Origin of the sequence: Pseudomonas sp. NGC7, assembly GCF_047159675.1 — a bacterium.
Lineage (GTDB): Bacteria > Pseudomonadota > Gammaproteobacteria > Pseudomonadales > Pseudomonadaceae > Aquipseudomonas > Aquipseudomonas kermanshahensis.
Genome location: NZ_BAAFZY010000001.1, coordinates 5,511,256 through 5,529,171 on the forward strand (window position 1 = coordinate 5,511,256; position 17,916 = coordinate 5,529,171).

The 17,916-nt window shown below is 61.3% G+C and carries 16 protein-coding genes and 1 pseudogene; 13 read left to right on the forward strand and 4 right to left on the reverse strand.

The window, feature by feature from the left end:
* Nucleotides 1-71: 71 nt before the first annotated feature.
* From ACMCNM_RS24615 to ACMCNM_RS24630, 4 genes and pseudogenes are all read left to right on the forward strand, one after another.
* Nucleotides 72-257 (forward strand): annotated as a pseudogene (locus tag ACMCNM_RS24615) (PAAR domain-containing protein); the annotation flags it as partial.
* Between the two features lie 252 nt (nucleotides 258-509).
* Nucleotides 510-1,463 carry a hypothetical protein gene (locus tag ACMCNM_RS24620; protein WP_412765958.1) on the forward strand — a complete coding sequence of 318 codons (954 nt, stop codon included), beginning with the start codon at nucleotides 510-512 and terminating at the stop codon, nucleotides 1,461-1,463.
* 57 nt (nucleotides 1,464-1,520) lie between these two features.
* The gene (locus tag ACMCNM_RS24625; protein WP_412765598.1) at nucleotides 1,521-1,940 is read left to right on the forward strand and encodes a hypothetical protein; all 420 of its coding nucleotides are present in this window, start codon (nucleotides 1,521-1,523) and stop codon (nucleotides 1,938-1,940) included.
* 394 nt (nucleotides 1,941-2,334) lie between these two features.
* Nucleotides 2,335-2,916 carry a hypothetical protein gene (locus ACMCNM_RS24630; protein WP_412765599.1) on the forward strand — a complete coding sequence of 194 codons (582 nt, stop codon included), beginning with the start codon at nucleotides 2,335-2,337 and terminating at the stop codon, nucleotides 2,914-2,916.
* Between the two features lie 474 nt (nucleotides 2,917-3,390).
* Here the strand turns inward: ACMCNM_RS24630 and ACMCNM_RS24635 are convergent, their stop codons facing one another.
* Nucleotides 3,391-5,379, reverse strand: coding sequence for a sensor histidine kinase (locus ACMCNM_RS24635; RefSeq protein ID WP_412765600.1), 1,989 nt, complete (start codon nucleotides 5,377-5,379; stop codon nucleotides 3,391-3,393).
* A 265-nt stretch (nucleotides 5,380-5,644) separates the two neighbouring features.
* Here ACMCNM_RS24635 and ACMCNM_RS24640 point away from each other — a divergent pair, with 265 nt between their 5' ends.
* From ACMCNM_RS24640 to ACMCNM_RS24655, 4 genes are all read left to right on the forward strand, one after another.
* The gene (locus ACMCNM_RS24640) at nucleotides 5,645-6,442 is read left to right on the forward strand and encodes a hydroxymethylpyrimidine/phosphomethylpyrimidine kinase (protein WP_085272375.1); all 798 of its coding nucleotides are present in this window, start codon (nucleotides 5,645-5,647) and stop codon (nucleotides 6,440-6,442) included.
* A 14-nt stretch (nucleotides 6,443-6,456) separates the two neighbouring features.
* The gene (gene thiE / locus ACMCNM_RS24645) at nucleotides 6,457-7,080 is read left to right on the forward strand and encodes a thiamine phosphate synthase (RefSeq protein ID WP_099455386.1); all 624 of its coding nucleotides are present in this window, start codon (nucleotides 6,457-6,459) and stop codon (nucleotides 7,078-7,080) included.
* 17 nt (nucleotides 7,081-7,097) lie between these two features.
* The gene (gene hemL / locus ACMCNM_RS24650) at nucleotides 7,098-8,381 is read left to right on the forward strand and encodes a glutamate-1-semialdehyde 2,1-aminomutase (protein WP_085272346.1); all 1,284 of its coding nucleotides are present in this window, start codon (nucleotides 7,098-7,100) and stop codon (nucleotides 8,379-8,381) included.
* A 188-nt stretch (nucleotides 8,382-8,569) separates the two neighbouring features.
* Complete coding sequence (locus ACMCNM_RS24655) at nucleotides 8,570-9,115, forward strand: tetratricopeptide repeat protein (protein WP_027592628.1); 546 nt, start codon at nucleotides 8,570-8,572, stop codon at nucleotides 9,113-9,115.
* Between the two features lie 6 nt (nucleotides 9,116-9,121).
* On the opposite strand, the gene ACMCNM_RS24660 is transcribed toward ACMCNM_RS24655, so the two are convergent.
* The gene (locus tag ACMCNM_RS24660) at nucleotides 9,122-9,448 is read right to left on the reverse strand and encodes a DUF1820 family protein (RefSeq protein ID WP_027592627.1); all 327 of its coding nucleotides are present in this window, start codon (nucleotides 9,446-9,448) and stop codon (nucleotides 9,122-9,124) included.
* Between the two features lie 250 nt (nucleotides 9,449-9,698).
* On the opposite strand from ACMCNM_RS24660, the gene ACMCNM_RS24665 reads away from it, so the two are divergent.
* The 4 genes from ACMCNM_RS24665 to lnt are packed head-to-tail and all read left to right on the forward strand — an operon-like array spanning nucleotide 9,699 to nucleotide 13,554.
* Nucleotides 9,699-10,697 carry a PhoH family protein gene (locus ACMCNM_RS24665; RefSeq protein WP_027592626.1) on the forward strand — a complete coding sequence of 333 codons (999 nt, stop codon included), beginning with the start codon at nucleotides 9,699-9,701 and terminating at the stop codon, nucleotides 10,695-10,697.
* Nucleotides 10,690-11,163 (forward strand): rRNA maturation RNase YbeY, encoded by a 474-nt coding sequence (gene ybeY, locus ACMCNM_RS24670; RefSeq protein WP_412765601.1) that lies wholly within the window; start codon nucleotides 10,690-10,692, stop codon nucleotides 11,161-11,163. Before ACMCNM_RS24665 ends, ybeY begins: the two co-directional genes overlap by 8 nt.
* Before the next feature lie 25 nt (nucleotides 11,164-11,188).
* Nucleotides 11,189-12,028 carry an HlyC/CorC family transporter gene (locus ACMCNM_RS24675; protein WP_027592624.1) on the forward strand — a complete coding sequence of 280 codons (840 nt, stop codon included), beginning with the start codon at nucleotides 11,189-11,191 and terminating at the stop codon, nucleotides 12,026-12,028.
* 8 nt (nucleotides 12,029-12,036) lie between these two features.
* On the forward strand, nucleotides 12,037-13,554 hold the full coding sequence (gene lnt, locus ACMCNM_RS24680) for an apolipoprotein N-acyltransferase (protein ID WP_412765602.1): 1,518 nt from the start codon (nucleotides 12,037-12,039) through the stop codon (nucleotides 13,552-13,554).
* A 297-nt stretch (nucleotides 13,555-13,851) separates the two neighbouring features.
* Here the strand turns inward: lnt and ACMCNM_RS24685 are convergent, their stop codons facing one another.
* Nucleotides 13,852-14,613 carry a YdcF family protein gene (locus ACMCNM_RS24685; protein WP_412765603.1) on the reverse strand — a complete coding sequence of 254 codons (762 nt, stop codon included), beginning with the start codon at nucleotides 14,611-14,613 and terminating at the stop codon, nucleotides 13,852-13,854.
* Nucleotides 14,614-14,745: 132 nt separating this feature from the next.
* Nucleotides 14,746-15,060, reverse strand: a complete 315-nt coding sequence (locus tag ACMCNM_RS24690; protein WP_027592621.1) for a hypothetical protein — start codon at nucleotides 15,058-15,060, stop codon at nucleotides 14,746-14,748.
* 227 nt (nucleotides 15,061-15,287) lie between these two features.
* Here ACMCNM_RS24690 and leuS point away from each other — a divergent pair, with 227 nt between their 5' ends.
* Nucleotides 15,288-17,894, forward strand: a complete 2,607-nt coding sequence (gene leuS / locus ACMCNM_RS24695; RefSeq protein WP_027592620.1) for a leucine--tRNA ligase — start codon at nucleotides 15,288-15,290, stop codon at nucleotides 17,892-17,894.
* Nucleotides 17,895-17,916 lie beyond the last annotated feature (22 nt).

Sequence of the window (17,916 nt, forward strand, 5' to 3'; positions counted from 1 at the left end):
AATGTGCCGTTTCCAGAGTGCTAGGTTCGGGCTTCCACCCTTTTAGGAAGCGTCGAACCATGAGCCAGCGTATGAACATCCTTGGCAAAGGCCAGGGACTCGACGGCGACCAGACCACCACAGGTGCCACCTGCATCGCCGGCCAGGCACGTGGGCGTGTACACGGGAGCGGCTGGCTGCTGGTGGGCGACAAAACAACACCCTGCCCACTCTGCGGTAACGAAGGGACCATCGTTGAAGGCGAACGTCGATGGAAGCAGGACGGGATACCGACCGCCGTGGATGGCGCACTGGTCCAGTGTGGCTGCCCCATAGGCAGCAATCGCTTGGTTGCGCGGGCACCCAATGGGCCGACCCCGCGCAGAGCGCCCGCACCTGCGACCGTCTATGAGGCACAGCCACAGGCCCAAACGAGTAACCCGACAAGCAGTAGCTACCGACCTGAGGGGTTTCAGCCCTCGCCCGCTACGCAAGCCATGGAACCTGGCTTTTACATCGTCCCGCGCTGCATGACCTACCAGGAAGTCCTGGCAGAGCTCGGCGCGCCACAAGCCAACTTACCGCGTTCAATCCTGGAACGGCTGAACCCGACGTATCAGAGTGGGTTCAAGGCAGGCGAAATCTTTGTCATCGGCGACGGCCAGAGACGCCCGGTGTGCACCCGTGAAGAGCTACAGGCGATGAGTGCGGCGAAACAGGCACGGGAAGCGTTGGCGAGCCTGACACCAGAAGAAGCCGAATTCATGATGCGTCATTTGCCCCAAATAGCTGGGTTACTCAGCGATGCCAGCCTGGCAATGGGCGTGAGCGAAGCGATGATGGCCCAGGCGCTGGATGATCTGAGCGCGACATTGCGCAAGATTGAAAATTTGCACCAGCGGCAGTTCTCTAAGTATGGACATCTGCGCAGCCCCGAGTTTTTTACTGAGCGTTCAAAGCTTTTCAGACAATTGGATGCGCATTTGAGCATGGGCCTTCTTAACAAGCACATGAATCTGGGTAGTTATGACAGCTTACGCAGGGATCTGGGGATATCAAGTCGTAGTCTTGTTCACCACTGGAACAAAGCTGGAGCACCTGGAGCGATCCCGGGGTATTCAACACATTTGGACAAATTGGCACGCCTGTCGAATTTTCTTAAAAAAGGAGGTTATGTAGGAATAGGGTTGGGCGCAGGGAGCGGCCTCATGAACATTAAGCAGGCATGCCAAGAAGGAAAAGCCGACGCCTGTAAAAAAATAGTATTTAAAGAGTCAGGGAATTTTGCAGGAGGTTTAGCGGGAGGAGCGCTTGCGGGCAAAGCGTCAGGCGCTATTGCAGCTGCCGCCTGCGTAAGCTTTGGACCACTTAGCGCCGCCGCATGCACCATCATTATAGTAGGCGCAGGTACTGCCGCTGGGAGCATGGCAGGCATGGCTGGAGGCGAGTGGCTTGGCGAAGTCATTTATGAATATACAGAATAGAAGAATACATTATGGAATTTCGAGCGAAATAATGAAATTACTTATGACGACAACATCATGCCTCATGATCATGACCGGACTGGCACTTTATATCCGCCTGGCACAAAGCAAAACCATGGAAACAATGATTTCCGCATTACCAAGCAGTTACTGGCTGAAATTGAATGTTGCCATATGGGGCAAACAAAGCCTTCGCTCACGACTACAGCTAATAGGAGTCGTATCAGCCGTATTATTTTGGCCAATAAAAAACCTGCATATCCGCCACAACAAACTAGACCCAAAAGATATCGACAAATTTCCGAAGAACTTAAGAAAACAGCTACTGCTCTGCAATTATCTACTTTACCTAGGCGCAGCCTGCTTTGGTATAACTTACTTCATATACAGCTAGCACCACATAGGCAAAACTGCTTTGACTGGAAGCGTTGGCGGCATGAAACATGGCGAATCAATCTTCGAAGGCTCTGGAAATGATTGATCACCTTGACGTAAAACTAAGGCTATTTTTGTTAGGCACCCCTATCTGCCTCGCCTTGATCGGGCTTGTATCTGACCTTCACATCGCTTGCTCTCGCCAATATAAAGAAATGACCTCAGCACTCCAACGGAGCGCGTGCCTTCCATTTGCGACCGGCATGTGGGGAGAGAAAAAAATAGGTTCCAGAATTCTAGTTATTTCTGTAATCGCTGGCGCCATTGGATCCCCCGCTTCGAGCATTCGCAGCGGGCTATTGAATGAGCAAGATCACTTACAATTCCCTAGGTATTTGAGAAGAAAAATACTTATTGCATCTTCGTTAAACACTATTGGAGTTGTCTGGGTAGCGGCATATTACCTAATGAAGCTAATAAAATGAGAGAACACCAAATGAGCTCCGACCAGAAGCACCCTCACGAGTCGCCCCAAAAAATACAGCTCTATGTCATCTCCATATCAAAGCTCATGATCATGGGATCTTTATCAATGGGCCTGTACCTTTACTACTGGTACTATCGACACTGGTTACTCATCAGAGGTCAGCATGGCCTCAGACTCATCCCGCTGCTTTGTACAATTTTCGGCGCTGTAACAATCTACTTCCTAATGAAAAAAATCGTAGCGCGCTGCACTCAAGCGAACCGGCCAGTAGAAGGTAGTGCGGTCGGTGTCACTCTGATGTTTTACGCACCCATCCTGATGATAGTGGGCTGGGAATTCTATATATCCGAAAAGTTATTCGATAGCCTGCCACTCTCCTTTTTCACTATAATCCCGATTATGCTCACACTCCTGTATACCACCTTTTTCTCGGTAGCAATGGTACAGATACAGCAATCAGTCAATGTTTGTGAGGGTGATGCGTGTGGGTTTGAAAATTCAAAAATAACTTGGGCAAATGTTCTATGGCTGATTGTCTGCTGGATGCCCATTACCGCTCTTTTTGGCTATTTGTCGGCTTACGCACCATGAATGCAGTAACCCGCGCTGCCTAGCCTTGGCTGAGGCGTATCATCCAGCAACGCCTTGGCCATGGCTCCTGTGCAGATGCGTAGGAAGAGGCTGGAGTTGTTGTAGGTCGCGGGGGCGAGTCTTGAGAATGCATCAGGGCTGACAGGTGCTCGCCACAACACATTCAGCGCCCATGAGACCGAGCGCCGCCCGCGCGGCGCATCGCGAGCAACGCTCGCTCCTACGTTTGTTTCGGGCCAGTAACGCCTGTGGCAGGCGCGCGCGACCGCCTGGTGTGTACGACGCGATATAGAGCCATGCGCCAAGGCGTACGCGCGCAAAACCCACAGGAATAATTGGCCCGAAACAAACGTAGGAGCGAGCGTTGCTCGCGATGCGCCGCGCGGGCGGCGCTCGATTTCCCAGGCGCTAAACCTCCCGCGGCGGGCGCCTGTAGCCCCAAACGCGTCCTGCCCGCTATCGATACACCTACTACTAGAAGGAGCGACGCGTCTGCTGCGAGTGCGAAGGCAACTGCACCTGCGATATCGCGACTTTCATCGTCAGCTCGAACCGGCTCCCCAACCCGCGCGTAGAGTCATGCGACAGCGTGGCCCCCAGCAACTCGCCCATCTGCCTGCAAATCGACAAGCCGATGCCCAGCCCGCCATAACGCCGGGTCATGGAACCATCAACCTGGAAAAAACGCTGGTAAAGCGTGGCCTGGTCGAGATCATCAAAGCCGATGCCACTGTCGCTGACCGTAAAGGTAAGCGCCAGGTTGTCCGGCCCCAGGCGCTGGCCACGCACCTGCAGCATGACCCCGCCCTGATCGGTGAACTTCAGGCCGTTGTCCAGCAGGCAACCCAGGCAACGGGCCAGTTTTTGCGCATCGGTCAAGAGCGCGTCTGGCAGATCGGCAGGTATGTCCAGGCTCAGGTACAACCCTTTACCCAGCGCCTGGCCAGCGTGTGCGGCTCGCAAGCCTTGCAGCATGTTACGCAGGCTGAAGGGCGCGGCCTGCACACGCAAGCGGCCGCCCTGCAGCTCGGAGAGGGTGAGGATGTCGTCGACCATGTCCATCATGCTCTGCGCCGACGTGACCGCTGTGCGATGGTACTGGGCCATTTCGGCCTCCATCGGCAGGGTGTGCATCAATTCAAGCGAGCCGATCACACCATTCATCGGGGTGCGCAGTTCATGGGTGACCGTGGCCAGGAACTCGTCCTTCAAGCGGTTGCTCCTGGCCAGTTGCAGGTTCAACTGCTCCAGGGTTCGACCGGTTTCACGCAGGGTCTGCGCCTGTTGCTCGCGCAGGCTGTTGATACGGTCGGCCAGCGCCAGCGACAGCAGCGCCACCTCCAGCGCCGAGCCCAACTGGCTGGCATACATGGTGATAAACACGTTCGGCAGGTAACCCAGCACCATCAAGGTGTTGACCAGCCCGCCCAGCAAAAACGCCGACCAGGCGATGATGAACCAGCGCGCCACCCGCAAACCGCGCGACCAGGCATACACGCCTGCGGCAAAGATGCTGACGGTGAACAGCAACGCCAGCACCGTGGCCATGCGCAGGGCGATGCCATACGGCATGCTCACGGCCAGTACCATCACCAGCCCGCCGCCCAGCATCAGCAGTTGCAACAACCGGTCGAAGCCACGGCTGATCTTGCCCAGTTGCAGAAAATGCCGGGCGAACTGGCAGCCGAATAAACCGGCAGCGCCAATGAACAAGGGCGTCGAGGCATTCGCCCACCAGGGGCTGTCCGGCCAGAAGTAGGCGACTCCCGCACCGTTCACCGAAACCTGATAAAGGCCGAACGAGGCGATGTAGAGGATGTAGTAGAGGTAGCTGACATCCCGCACGCTGAGGTAGATGAACAGGTTGTACACCAGCATCACCAGCAACACGCCGTAGATCATGCCCAGTACATACAGGCGCGTGGGCTGGTCCTCCATGTAGGCCTCGGCCGACCATAGCGCCAGCGGCGCCTGCACCGAACCCTGGCTGTGCAAGCGCAGGTAGACGGTGGTCGCCTGGCCTGGGGGCAGCGGCAACTCGAACAGGTAGTTGTTCTGCCGGATCTGCCGGCTGGCGTAAGGCAAGGCGTCGCCCGTGCGCTGGGCCAGGCGGTAAGTACCGGTGCTGTCGGGCAGGTACAACTCGAGGTGATCCAGAGGTGGGTAGGCCAGTTCCAGCAGCCATTGGCGGGGGGTGGCAGTGGCCGACGGCAGGTAACGCAGGTCGATCTTCAACCAGAACACCGACGTGGAATAACCAGCGTTCAACACAGGCTCGTGATGGGCCCGAAAGTGCTTGGCGAACGTGGGCTCACTGACTTGGGCAATGCTGGTACTGCCATCAGGGTCTTCGAAGACCTGAAGGGTTTCGCCCAGCGGAAGATGGCGGGTAGCGTCGTCGAAGTCGACCGCAACGGCCAGCACGGGCAACAAGCCCAGAAGCACAATCAGCAAATAGCGCATACAGCCCCAGCATGGCCTGTCCGGTCGCGTCGCGGTTGCCTCCCATCCGTTTGAGACGACGTAATCCGGCAGAACCCGTTTGTCGAGTTATCCGAGCACTCTAGCATAGCTTTCCTACCTGGCAATCGGCCATCTCCAATTGCGACCAAAAGGCTCTAAATCAATACTTTCAGCAGAACAACACACCTGAATCTGACCGGTCGATCAGCAAAACTCGTTTGTAGGACGATCCCCACAAATGGGTTTGGTGGTAAGCTCGCCGCCCATGAATACCTACAGCTCCCGCCCCGTTGTCCTCTGTCTCTCCGGCCACGACCCCAGTGGCGGCGCCGGCTTGCAGGCAGATATCGAAGCCCTGATCGCCCAAGGCTGTCACGCCGCACCCGCGGTGACCGCCCTGACCGTCCAGGATACCGTCAATGTTTCCGACTTCCGCGTGCTCGACCGCGAGTGGGTGCTGGCCCAGGCCAACGCCGTGCTGGCTGACTCCACGGTAGCGGCCGTCAAGCTGGGCATGCTCGGTTCGATCGACATGGTCGACACCGTCGCCGAACTGCTTGCCGCCCACCCGCACCTGCCGCTGGTCTGCGACCCGGTCCTGCGTGCCGGTGGCGGTGGCCGCCTGGGCAAGGACGAAGTGGGCTACGCCGTGCGCGAACGCCTGCTGCCGCTGGCGACCATCGCCACGCCGAACCTGCCGGAAGCGCGCATTCTCGCCGAGCTGCCTGAAGGCACCGCCGACGAGTGTGCCGAGAAACTGTTGCCGTTCTGTAGACACCTGTTGATTACCGGGGGTCACGGCGACGAAGACGAAATCCACAACCGCCTGTACAGCCGCGATGGCCAACGCCTGACCTGGACCTGCCAACGCTTGCCAGGCAGCTACCACGGTTCCGGTTGCACCCTGGCCAGCGCCCTGGCCGGTCGACTGGCCCTGGGCGAAGCACTGCAAAGCGCTGTGCGCAGTGCCCTGGACTACACCTGGCGCACCCTGCGTGACGCCGAGCAACTGGGCAAGGGCCAGTACGTGCCGCGCCGCCTGCCCCTGGATTTCTGCTCCTGATACGAGGCTTTCAGATGAAGCTACGCGGTCTGTACGCAATCACCGACAGCCAGCTGCTCGCCGGCCGTTTTCTGTCCCATGTCGAAGCGGCCCTGGACGGCGGGGTGCGACTGTTGCAGTACCGCGACAAGAGTGACGACGCCGCGCGCCGCCTGCGCGAAGCCGAAGCCTTGAAGCAACTGTGCGAGCGCTACGACACCCAGCTGATCATCAACGACGACGCCGAACTGGCCGCGCGCCTGGGTGTCGGCGTGCACCTGGGCCAGACCGACGGCCCACTGACCCCGGCACGTGCGTTGCTGGGCCGCGACGCCATCATCGGCTCGACCTGCCACGCGCAGCTCGACCTGGCCCGCCAGGCCGCCAGCGAAGGCGCCAGCTACGTGGCCTTCGGTCGCTTTTTCAACTCCGTGACCAAGCCGGGCGCACCGGCCGCCAGCCTCGACCTGCTGGAACAGGCCCGCGCCCAGGTCAAGCTGCCGATCGCCGTGATCGGCGGCGTCACCCTCGACAACGCTGCCCCGTTGGTCGCCCATGGCGCCGACCTGCTGGCGGTGATCCACGGCCTGTTTGGTACCGATAGCGCGCAGGAAGTCACCCGCCGCGCCCGTGCCTTCAACGCCCTGTTCGCTTCCTGATTTCGAGAGAAGATCCCATGTCCCGTTCCGAAACCCTGTTCGCCCAAGCCCAGAAGCACATCCCGGGCGGCGTCAACTCGCCCGTCCGCGCGTTCAAGAGCGTTGGCGGCACGCCGCTGTTCTTCAAGCACGCCGAAGGCGCCTATGTTGTTGACGAAGACGACAAGCGCTACGTCGACTACGTGGGTTCCTGGGGCCCGATGATCCTCGGCCACGGCCACCCTGAAGTGCTCGACGCGGTGCGCAACCAGCTGCAACACGGCCTGTCCTACGGCGCCCCGACCGCCATGGAAACCGAGATGGCCGACCTGGTCTGCTCGCTCGTGCCGTCGATGGAAATGGTCCGCATGGTCAGCTCGGGCACCGAAGCCACCATGAGCGCCATCCGCCTGGCCCGTGGCTACACCGGCCGCGACGCCATCATCAAGTTCGAAGGCTGCTACCACGGCCACTCCGACAGCCTGCTGGTGAAAGCCGGCTCGGGCCTTCTGACCCAAGGCGTGCCAAGCTCGGCAGGCGTGCCGGCGGACTTCGCCAAACACACCCTGACCCTGCCGTTCAACGACATTGCCGCGGTCGAAAAAACCCTGGCTGACGTCGGCCAGACCGTGGCGTGCATCATTGTCGAGCCGGTCGCCGGCAACATGAACTGCGTACCGCCAGCCCCGGGCTTCCTCGAAGGCCTGCGCGAGCAGTGCGACAAGCACGGCGTGGTGTTGATCTTCGACGAAGTGATGACCGGCTTCCGCGTCTCGCTGGGCGGCGCCCAAGGCTACTACGGCATCACCCCTGACCTGTCGACCTTCGGCAAGATCGTCGGCGGCGGCATGCCGGTCGGCTGCTTCGGCGGCAAGCGCGAGATCATGGGCTGCATCGCCCCGCTGGGCCCGGTCTACCAGGCCGGTACCCTGTCGGGCAACCCGCTGGCCATGGCCGCCGGCCTGACCACGCTGAAACTGATCAGCCGCCCAGGCTTCCACGCCGAACTGACCGATTTCACCAGCCGCATGCTCGACGGCCTGCAACAGCGTGCCGATGCCGCTGGCGTACCGTTCGTCACCACGCAGGCGGGTGCCATGTTCGGCCTGTACTTCAGCGGCGCCGATGACATCGTCACCTTCGATGACGTGATGGCCAGCGATGCGGATCGCTTCAAGCGCTTCTTCCACCTGATGCTCGACGGTGGCGTGTACCTGGCGCCAAGCGCGTTCGAGGCGGGCTTCACCTCTATCGCCCATGGCGACAAGGAGCTGCAGATCACCCTGGATGCGGCTGAAAAGGCCTTTGCTGCACTGAAGTAAACCGCCACATTTGCCCCTGTAGGAGCGCCCTTACAGCCCTTTCGCGACGTAAGGCCGCTCCTACACAATCAGCTGACTTCCCCAACCCGACAGAATTTCGCGTAAAACTTTGTAAGGTTGGCGCTGCTTATCCCATAATGTGCCACCAGAGACATTGGCCGCAGCTTTGCAGAGGTAAGTCGATCCCCATGAACCGCACCGGCCGCGCCCTGACCCTGGGCTGCCTGTTGCTTCTACAGCCCCTGCTGGCCCTGGCGGAGGGTGGAAACTCATTGCTGATTCCAGCGACGAGCCGCTGCACCCTGAATGTTCAGCCAGAAGACCTCGCCAATGCCCTCAAGGCCTGCGAGCAGACGGCGACGACGGGGGATGCCCAGGCGCAGTTCGAACTGGGCGAGTACTACTACACCCAGACGCCCAAAGACCTGAACAAGGCCCTGAACTGGTTTCAGCAGGCCTCGTTGCAAGGCCACGCCCAGGCCCAATACCGGCTTGGCGCCATGTTCTTCCGCGGCGAAGGGGTCAAGGCCAACAACGTGCAGGCCTACATTCTGCTGAAGATGGCCGCGGTCAACGGCGCCGAAGATGCGCTGGACATGGCCGACGAAGTGACCGAGCAGATGCCCCGCGACGAGCTGGAGCACGCGACCCAAGTGCTCGGCCAGATCTTCCGCAAGTACCTGCTTGAACTGCAGAACGCCGAAGGGCGCTCGCCGTTCTCGCCACTTCCCTGAAACGCCCTACTTCTCTGGCATCGGCATGGGGAACGGCATCACATTGCCGCCGCCCTTGGCCTCGCTGATCTTCGCCGTGCCCAAGCGCTCGACCTCGTCGATGCGCACGATCGAATGCATCGGCACGAAGCTGCGGATCACGCCCTCGAACTGGCTCTTGAGCTTCTCTTCGCTGGGGTCGACCACCACCTGGGTGCGCTCGCCGAAGACGAACTCCTCGATTTCCAGGAAGCCCCACAGGTCGCTCTGGTAGATCTGCTTGGCATACATCTCGAAGACCTGCCCCTGGTTGAGGAAGATCACTTTATAGATGGCGGGTTCGCGTTTGCTCATGGTTGGCGGGATAACACATGCGTAAGAAAAGGTGCGCATCATAGCAGTGCCGGCCTCTTCGCGGGTAAACCCGCCCCCACAGGCTCTCCACCGCCCTTGAAACCTGTGCAGTACCTGTGGGAGCGTGTTCACCCGCGAACAGGCCAGAACAGGCCCTACATACCGTTGAACGTTTCAGTGCTTTCGCCACTGCCATTCAAGGGTTATTCTTGAGCTCACACCCATTGCCGTCGGGCGGCTAAAAACGACCTTGAACGCACCCATAGAACCTCATCGTTTCATCCTCGAACCTTTCGAGGCCCACCGTTTCGCCAACTTGTGCGGCCAGTTCGACGAGCACCTGCGCCTCATCGAGCAACGCCTGGCCATCGAGATCCGCAACCGCGGCAATCAGTTCGAACTGATCGGCGAACCCAAGACCACCTCCGCTGCCGAGCAACTGCTGCGCCGCCTCTACCGCGAGGCCAAGGCCACCGACTTGTCGCCAGAAACGGTCCACCTGTACCTGCAGGAATCGACCGTCGAGAACATCGACAACCCGGCGGTCAACGAGGTCAGCGTCTCGTTGCGCACGCGCAAGGGCAACATTCGCCCGCGCGGTGTCAACCAGCAGCGGTACGTCAAGGAAATCCTGGCCAACGACATCAACTTCGGCATCGGCCCGGCCGGTACCGGCAAGACGTACCTGGCCGTGGCCTGTGCCGTAGATGCCCTGGAGCGCGAGCAAGTGCGCCGCATCCTGCTGGTACGCCCGGCAGTCGAAGCGGGCGAAAAGCTCGGCTTCCTGCCCGGTGACCTGGCACAGAAGATCGACCCGTACCTGCGCCCGCTGTACGACGCCCTGTACGAAATGCTTGGCTTCGAACACGTGGCCAAGCTGATCGAGCGCCAGGTGATCGAGATCGCCCCGCTGGCCTACATGCGTGGCCGTACCCTGAACAACAGCTTCATCATCCTCGACGAAAGCCAGAACACCACGCTCGAGCAGATGAAGATGTTCCTCACCCGCATCGGCTTCGGCTCGACGGCGGTGATCACCGGTGACATCACCCAGGTCGACCTGCCCCGTGGCACGAAGTCGGGCCTGGCGCACGTGATCGAGGTGCTCCGGGACGTTCCGGGTATCAGCTTTACCCATTTCCAACCCAAAGATGTGGTTCGTCACCCACTGGTGCAACGCATCGTCGAGGCCTATGACCGCTTCGAAGGCCGTCAGGCCAAGCCAGAGGCACCCGGCAAAGATGCTTGAACTTGACTTGCAACGGGCCACGGACGCCGCCGCCCCTGACGATGCTGCCTTCCGCCGCTGGTGCGAGTTGGCCCTGCGCCAGCGCAGCGCCGACTCGGAGATGACCATCCGCCTGGTCGACGAAGCCGAAGGCCGCGAGCTGAACAACACCTACCGGCACAAGGACTACGCGACCAATGTGCTGTCGTTCCCGGCCGACGTGCCTGATGACCTGCTCGATATCCCCCTGCTGGGCGACCTGGTGATCTGCGTGGCGGTGGTCGAGCGCGAAGCCGCCGAACAGGGCAAAATCCTGGAGGCCCACTGGGCGCACCTGGTCATCCACGGCTGCCTGCACTTGCTCGGCTACGACCACATCGACGATGACGAAGCCGAGGAAATGGAAGCCCTGGAACGAGAATTGCTGGCAGAACTGGGTCACCCTGACCCGTATGCCGACGATGAAGACGAAACCATCACACACTGATACTGCAAGGATCACGAGAACCGCCATGAGCGAAGATCGATCGAGCAACGGGCAAAAGTCCTGGCTGGGTAAACTGACCCAGGCTTTTGCCCATGAGCCGAAAAACCGCCAGGAGCTCCTTGAGCTGCTGCGCGAAGCCCATCAGAACAAGCTGCTCGACAGCGAAGCGCTGACCATTGTCGAAGGCGCTATCCAGGTTGCTGACCTGCAGGTGCGCGACATCATGGTGCCGCGCTCGCAAATGATCAGCATCAAGGCCAGCCAATCGCCTCGCGAGTTCCTGCCGGCGGTGATCGACGCCGCGCACTCGCGCTACCCGGTGATCGGCGAAAGCCACGATGATGTGCTGGGCATCCTGCTCGCCAAGGACCTGCTGCCGCTGATCCTCAAAGAGAACGGCGACAGCTTCAACATCAAGGACCTGCTGCGCCCGGCCACCTTCGTGCCGGAGTCCAAGCGCCTGAACGTGCTGCTGCGCGAGTTCCGCGCCAACCATAACCACATGGCCGTCGTCATCGACGAATACGGCGGTGTGGCAGGCCTGGTGACCATCGAGGACGTGCTCGAACAGATCGTCGGTGACATCGAGGACGAACACGACGTCGAGGAAGACAGCTACATCAAGCCGCTGCCCAGCGGCGACTTCCTGGTCAAGGCGCTGACCCCGATCGAGAACTTTAACGAGTTCTTCGACAGCACCTTCTCCGATGACGAATTCGACACCGTGGGCGGCCTGGTGATGAGCGCGTTCGGGCACCTGCCCAAGCGCAACGAAACCACCGAGATCGGTGCCTACAAGTTCCGCATTCTCAATGCCGACAGCCGGCGGATTCACCTGCTGCGCCTGACACCGATCACCCGCTAAGGACAATCATGCGTTGGATCACCCGCCCCGGCTGGCCCGGTAACCTGCTGGCCATGGCGGCCGGCGCTTCCACCCTCCTGGCCCTGGCGCCGTTCGACATCTGGCCGCTGGCCCTGTTGTCCATCGCCCTGCTTTACCTTGGCCTGCGCGAGCTCAGCCCGCGCCAGGCCATGGGCCGCGGCTGGTGTTTCGGCTTTGGCCTGTACGGCGCCGGCACCTGGTGGATCTACGTCAGCATGAACACCTACGGCGGCGCTTCGCCGCTGCTGGCGATCCTGCTGCTGCTGGCGTTCTTCGCCGCCCTTGCCTGGTTCTTCGCCCTGCCCACGTGGCTGTGGGCGCGCTGGCTGCGGCGCAACGAGGCGCCGCTGGCCGATGCCTTGTGCTTCGCTGCCCTGTGGCTGTTGCAAGAGGCCTTCCGAGGCTGGTTCCTGACCGGCTTCCCCTGGCTTTATGCGGGCTACAGCCAGCTCGATGGCCCCTTGGCGGGCTTGGCGCCGCTAGGCGGCGTGTGGCTGATTTCCTTCACCCTGGCGCTTAGCGCTGCCTTGCTGTGCAACCTGCATCGGCTACGCGCCCGGCCCTCGTTCCTGGCCGTCGCCGGCGTGCTGCTGCTCGCCCCCTGGGTACTGGGCATGGCCCTCAAGGGGCACGCCTGGACCAAGCCTGCGGGTGATCCACTCAAAGTGGCCGCCATCCAAGGCAACGTCGAGCAGGAGCTGAAATGGGACCCGGCGCACATCGACGCACAGCTGGCGCTGTACCGCGACATGACCTTCACCTCGAAGCCCGTAGACCTGTTGATCTGGCCCGAAACCGCGGTCCCGGTGCTCAAGGACCAGGCCCAAGGCTACATCGACGTGATGGGCCGCTTTGCCGCCGAGCGGCATTCGGCGCTGATCACCGGCGTCCCCGTACGTGAGGTGGTGCACCACCAGCGCCGCTATTACAACGGCATCACCGTGACCGGCGAAGGCGACGGCACCTACCTCAAGCAGAAACTAGTACCGTTTGGCGAGTATGTGCCGCTGCAAGACATGCTGCGTGGCGCGATCGAGTTCTTCAACCTGCCCATGTCGGACTTCGCCCGGGGCCCCGAAGACCAGCCGCTGCTGCAGGCCAAGGGTTACCAGATCGCGCCGTACATCTGCTACGAAGTGGTGTACCCCGAGTTCGCGGCGAGCCTGGCGGCGCGCAGCGACCTGCTGCTGACCATCAGCAACGACACCTGGTTCGGCACCTCCATCGGCCCCCTGCAACACCTGCAGATGGCGCAGATGCGGGCACTGGAAGCCGGCCGCTGGATGATCCGCGCCACGAACAACGGCATAACCGCGCTGATCGACCCGTTCGGGCGCATTACCACGCAAATTCCGCAGTTCCAGCAGGCGGTGCTGTATGGCGAGGTGGTGCCGATGCAGCAATTGACGCCTTACCTGCAGTGGCGCTCGTGGCCGCTGGCGATTGTCTGTGTGGTGTTGCTGGGCTGGGCGTTGCTGGCGGGGCGCATCGCCAAGACTGTCTGATGCAGACTGTGCCGGCCTCTTCGCGGGTCAAGCCCGCTTGTATGGTTAGACTTGAAGGGGTGGTGGGACTAAATGCCCGATTCTGACTGTTCGCAGCAGTACAGACCGTGGGAGACATCGCCTTGCTCGCGTAGCATTCGCCCTGATGAAAAATCAGGACGAATATGTCACCAAAGCGAGCAAACCGGCTTGCTGAAAACCATAGAATCTCCCACAAGCAACCATTGCTCCAGGGCGCAGTTGCAAAGTGTGGGAGCGGGCTTGCCCCGCGAAGAGGCCGGCACAGGCAACCTAGATTCAATAGAACACCCGATACCCCACCAACCCCACCGCCTCATTCAGCAACTGCCCGCTCTGCCACATCGCCCGGCTCTCTGGCAGCAACCCGGCAAACGGCCGGGCATGATCACGCCCCAGGAACCCCATCGGCGCTGGCACCACCTCGAACCCCGCCTGCTCAAAGCTGAAACGCGAACGCTGCATGTGCCAGGCCTGGGTCACCACCACCACGCGACGAATACCCAGCGGCTGCAGAATATCCGCCGTGAACCGCGCATTTTCCCAGGTGGTACGGCTGGCCTCCTCTTGCCACTTCACCTCGACGCCAAAGTCTTCACGCAAGCGGTCCGCCATCAACCGCGCCTCGCTCGGCGGCGTGCCGTAGTGCAAGCCACCGCTGGTCAGCACCGGCAACCCCGACGCCTTGGCCAACCGCGCAGCAAAGCGCATGCGCTCAAGGGCCGTTGCCGTAGGCTGGTCATCCCCACCCCAGGCCGGGTCACCGCGCTCACGCCCGGCACCTAGCACGACGATGGCATCCGCCCTACCGGCAAGGCCTGCCCACTCGCTGACCTGCAAAGGCGGTTCGGTTTCCAGCAACCGTGCCGACTCCTGCACCACCAGCGGCAAACTCATCAGCCACAGGCCACCCAGCCCCACTGCAAAGCACAGCGCCGCCAGCCGCGGGCGGCGGGTACGCAGCCACCAGGCGGCCAGCAGCAGCAGGAACAGGACGCCCGGCGGCATCAGCCATTGCTTGATGAAGAATCGAATGGGCATCGGCTACACCTCCATGGAAGGCGTGCAGCCTAAGAGGATCGACGCCGGGCAACAAGTGTGCGGCCGGCGACGATCGTGAGAAGTGTATTGAAGAACCGGCGCGCGATGGCCTGCGCCTGGCGTCCTGAACGGCTAACGATGCGGCAGCGTCCTGGATCTCGCCGTGCTGGCGGGGCGTTTCTTGTCCTTGAGCCAGATGATCTTGGCCGATGTCGGCTCCGCTTGCGGGTAACTGCCGGCACAGGCATTTTGGCGCTCCGGAAGGGATTCCAGGTAGGCCTTGATCACTTCGAACTCTGCGTGGCTAAGGCCGCGCAACTCCAGCTCGGCTGGACTCTCGTCGCGCAATCGTACCGACGTCCGGGCAACTTCCAATGCCAGGCCAAGGCGGTCGATCAGGCGTTCGTAAAGCTCCGGTTTGATTGCGGGTAGCTGCGTCTCTCCCATCCGTTCACCTCATTGAAGATAAAAATATCTCCCCCCACACCTGAGCTTAGCGTCACTCTAAAAAGCAGCCGTTTGCCGCGACCAGCGGGCATTCGCAATCAAGGTTTCCCACGATGCGCAGCGCTGCTGTATGCTACGGCGTTCACTCTAAACGACACCGGAGTACCGGTTGCAGCGAGGTTCCGCTGCCTGGAACAAGGTCTCTTCTCTCTCAGCCAAAAGTAGCCATGCACGAACAATACACGCCCCGTGATATCGAAGCCGCCGCCCAGAACTTCTGGGACGAGCAACAATCGTTCGCTGTTACCGAACAGCCAGGCAAAGACACCTACTATTGCCTATCGATGTTCCCGTACCCGAGCGGCAAGCTACACATGGGCCACGTGCGCAACTACACCATCGGTGACGTGATTGCCCGCTACCAGCGCATGCTGGGCAAAAACGTCCTGCAGCCGATGGGCTGGGACGCTTTCGGCATGCCCGCGGAAAACGCGGCGATGAAAAACAACGTCGCCCCGGCCAAGTGGACGTACGAAAACATCGACTACATGAAGACCCAGCTCAAGAGCCTGGGCCTGGCCATCGATTGGGCACGTGAAGTCACCACCTGCAAGCCGGACTACTACCGCTGGGAACAGTGGCTGTTCACCCGCCTGTTCGAAAAGGGCGTCATCTACCGCAAGAACGGTACCGTGAACTGGGACCCGGCCGACCAGACCGTGCTCGCCAACGAGCAGGTCATCGACGGCCGCGGCTGGCGTTCGGGCGCGCTGATTGAAAAGCGCGAAATCCCGATGTACTACTTCCGCATCACCGACTACGCCGACGAGCTGCTCGAGAGCCTCGACGAGCTGCCGGGCTGGCCTGAACAGGTCAAGACCATGCAGCGCAACTGGATCGGCAAGTCGCGCGGCATGGAAGTCCAGTTCCCGTTCGACCAGGCCAGCATCGGCCACGAAGGCGCCCTCAAGGTCTTCACCACCCGTCCTGACACGCTGATGGGCGCCACCTACGTCGCCGTCGCCGCCGAACACCCGCTGGCCACCCAGGCTGCCCAAGGCAACCCGGCGCTGCAGGCGTTCATCGACGAGTGCAAGAGCGGCAGCGTCGCCGAGGCCGACATGGCCACCCAGGAGAAGAAGGGCATGCCCACTTCCCTGCTGGTGGAACACCCGCTGACCGGCGAGAAGCTGCCGGTCTGGGTCGCCAACTACGTGCTGATGCACTACGGCGACGGCGCCGTGATGGCCGTGCCGGCCCACGACGAGCGCGACTTCGAGTTCGCCCACAAGTACAACCTGCCGGTCAAAGCCGTGGTGCGCACCAGCGCTGGCGATGAAGTCGGCAACGAGTGGCAGGCTGCCTACGGCGAGCATGGCCAACTGATCAACTCCGGCGAGTTCGACGGCCTGGACTTCGCCGGCGCCTTTGACGCCATCGAAGCCGCCCTGATCCGCAAGGAACTCGGCAAGTCGCGCACCCAGTTCCGCCTGCGCGACTGGGGCATCAGCCGTCAGCGTTACTGGGGCTGCCCGATCCCGATCATCCACTGCCCGTCCTGCGGCGACGTGCCGGTGCCGGAAGACCAGCTGCCGGTCACCCTGCCAGAAAACGTGGTACCGGACGGTGCCGGCTCGCCGCTGGCGCGCATGCCCGAGTTCTACGAATGCACCTGCCCGAAATGCGGCACGGCGGCCAAGCGCGAAACCGACACCATGGACACCTTCGTCGAGTCGTCCTGGTACTTCGCCCGCTACGCCTCGCCAAACTACGACCAAGGCCTGGTCGACCCTAAAGCCGCCAACCACTGGCTGCCGGTCGACCAGTACATCGGCGGTATCGAGCACGCGATCCTGCACCTGCTGTACGCGCGCTTCTTCCACAAGCTGATGCGTGACGAAGGCCTGGTCACCTCGAACGAGCCGTTCAAGAACCTGCTGACCCAGGGCATGGTGGTCGCCGAGACCTACTACCGCGTTGCCAGCAACGGCGGCAAGGACTGGTTCAACCCGGCCGATGTCGAGATCGAACGTGACGCCAAGGCCAAGATCATTGGCGCCCGCCTGAAGACCGACGGCCTGCCGGTGGAAATCGGCGGCACCGAGAAGATGTCGAAGTCGAAGAACAACGGCGTCGACCCGCAATCGATGATCGAAGCCTACGGCGCCGATACCTGCCGCCTGTTCATGATGTTCGCATCGCCGCCCGACATGAGCCTGGAGTGGTCCGATTCCGGCGTCGAAGGCGCAAGCCGCTTCCTGCGCCGTGTCTGGCGTCTGGCCCAAGGCCACGTCAGCCAGGGCCTGCCGGGCAAGCTGGATGTCGCCACGCTGGACGACGCGCAAAAGGTCATCCGCCGCGCCATCCACGCCGCGATCAAGCAGGCCAGCACCGACGTGGGCCAGTACCACAAGTTCAACACCGCCATCGCCCAAGTGATGACCGTGATGAACGTGCTGGAAAAGGCCCCGCAAGCCACCGAACAGGACCGTGCCCTGCTGCAGGAAGGCCTTGAAGCCGTCACCCTGCTGCTGGCGCCGATCACCCCGCACATCTCCCACGAACTGTGGAAGGCGCTGGGCCACGACCAGGCGGTCATCGATGCTGGCTGGCCAGCCGTCGACGAGAGCGCACTGGTACAGGACAGCATCGTCCTGGTGGTGCAGGTCAACGGCAAGCTGCGTGGCCAGGTCGAAATGCCGGCCGCCGCCAGCCGCGAGGAAATCGAAGCCGCCGCCCGCAGCAACGAGAATGTCCTGCGCTTCATCGATGGCCTGACCATCCGCAAGGTCATCGTGGTACCGGGCAAGCTGGTCAACATCGTCGCCAATTGATGGCACGCCCGCCCGCAGGTTC

Bases quoted from the DNA above. Each gene is read 5' to 3' on its own strand.
- ACMCNM_RS24620 (WP_412765958.1), top strand. From the start codon at position 510: ATGACCTACCAGGAAGTCCTGGCAGAGCTCGGCGCGCCACAAGCCAAC.
- ACMCNM_RS24625 (WP_412765598.1), top strand. From the start codon at position 1,521: ATGCCTCATGATCATGACCGGACTGGCACTTTATATCCGCCTGGCACA.
- ACMCNM_RS24630 (WP_412765599.1), top strand. From the start codon at position 2,335: ATGAGCTCCGACCAGAAGCACCCTCACGAGTCGCCCCAAAAAATACAG.
- ACMCNM_RS24635 (WP_412765600.1), bottom strand. From the start codon at position 5,379: ATGCGCTATTTGCTGATTGTGCTTCTGGGCTTGTTGCCCGTGCTGGCC.
- ACMCNM_RS24640 (WP_085272375.1), top strand. From the start codon at position 5,645: ATGAATACCTACAGCTCCCGCCCCGTTGTCCTCTGTCTCTCCGGCCAC.
- thiE (WP_099455386.1), top strand. From the start codon at position 6,457: ATGAAGCTACGCGGTCTGTACGCAATCACCGACAGCCAGCTGCTCGCC.
- hemL (WP_085272346.1), top strand. From the start codon at position 7,098: ATGTCCCGTTCCGAAACCCTGTTCGCCCAAGCCCAGAAGCACATCCCG.
- ACMCNM_RS24655 (WP_027592628.1), top strand. From the start codon at position 8,570: ATGAACCGCACCGGCCGCGCCCTGACCCTGGGCTGCCTGTTGCTTCTA.
- ACMCNM_RS24660 (WP_027592627.1), bottom strand. From the start codon at position 9,448: ATGAGCAAACGCGAACCCGCCATCTATAAAGTGATCTTCCTCAACCAG.
- ybeY (WP_412765601.1), top strand. From the start codon at position 10,690: ATGCTTGAACTTGACTTGCAACGGGCCACGGACGCCGCCGCCCCTGAC.
- ACMCNM_RS24675 (WP_027592624.1), top strand. From the start codon at position 11,189: ATGAGCGAAGATCGATCGAGCAACGGGCAAAAGTCCTGGCTGGGTAAA.
- lnt (WP_412765602.1), top strand. From the start codon at position 12,037: ATGCGTTGGATCACCCGCCCCGGCTGGCCCGGTAACCTGCTGGCCATG.
- ACMCNM_RS24685 (WP_412765603.1), bottom strand. From the start codon at position 14,613: ATGCCCATTCGATTCTTCATCAAGCAATGGCTGATGCCGCCGGGCGTC.
- ACMCNM_RS24690 (WP_027592621.1), bottom strand. From the start codon at position 15,060: ATGGGAGAGACGCAGCTACCCGCAATCAAACCGGAGCTTTACGAACGC.
- leuS (WP_027592620.1), top strand. From the start codon at position 15,288: ATGCACGAACAATACACGCCCCGTGATATCGAAGCCGCCGCCCAGAAC.